Raw genomic sequence first — 916 nt, 5'->3', positions numbered from 1 at the left:
TTAACAAAGGAAGTTGTTTAGTAAGAGATGGTCCTGTAGAAACAATGATAGCTGTATCACTTAAATTCTTTCTTTTGGAAAGTAATTCTTTATAACTAGGATGGGTAATCATTTGAGGAAGATTATAAACAAATTGCTCTATGCCTTGAAGAGCATCTTTTGGATCATTACCATGCATAAGATTGTGATTTTTGATGATTTGCATGTTAAGTTTATTAAGTTTTAAAATATCTTCTTTATAGTGTTCATAAAAATCATTAGCAATGTGTAGATTATAAGAACGATAAAACAAATCCCCTATCAAACGAAAAACTTTATCCATTTTAGGAAGATTAATATCATCATGATGTAAAATAATGAGTCGCCCTAAGCTTAAATCTTTGCTAAAATCTATGAAATTTAAGGCCAAAAAGATAAGTTCTAATTCTTTTTCAAAGATGATTATTCTTTTAAGTGCTTGATTTTGAAGTAGAATTTTATATAAAATTCCATTTCCAAAACCATAAAAAAAAAGCACAGGATAGCGTGCAAAATCTTTAAAATATTCTAAATTTTTTTCAAGTTCTTTGATGGGATCTTGATACATTTTTTTTAAATTTCTTTTTTTTATGATATTGATATCAAGATTATCTTTTCCTTGAGTGAAAGTAAATTCTCTAAGCTCTTTTAGATCCTCAAGTTTTTTGCGTAAGTTGTTATACTCAAAACCGCTTAAAGCTTTTAAATTTTTGTTAAAATTATTTTCTTCTCTCACCTTCTCACCCTTTCCATCCATTTATCTAATTTTCTTTCTTTGAGTTTTTCTTCTAAAGGAAGTATATTTTTAATCAAAGCATTTTCTTGTGCTTTAATATGTCCATAAACTAATTCCATAAATTCTAAATGTTCTTTTATCCAAAGAATACTTTTATTAAAA

General features: G+C 26.3%; 1 protein-coding gene and 1 pseudogene. Both read right to left on the bottom strand.

All coding sequences use genetic code 11. The annotated features are described in order from the left end of the window. Positions 1-754: pseudogene (locus BGS43_RS03225) on the bottom strand (motility associated factor glycosyltransferase family protein); the annotation flags it as partial. Beyond that, positions 751-916 (bottom strand): motility accessory factor (locus BGS43_RS10055; RefSeq protein ID WP_096568750.1); only part of this gene is annotated, 166 nt, incomplete at its 5' end. The gene BGS43_RS10055 and the pseudogene BGS43_RS03225, both read right to left, overlap by 4 nt.

It is taken from the genome of Campylobacter sp. 110 (assembly GCF_002383965.1).
Taxonomy (GTDB): Bacteria; Campylobacterota; Campylobacteria; order Campylobacterales; family Campylobacteraceae; genus Campylobacter_D; species Campylobacter_D coli.
Note: the sequence above shows the minus strand (reverse complement) of the source record. Positions and strands in the feature narration are given on the sequence as shown.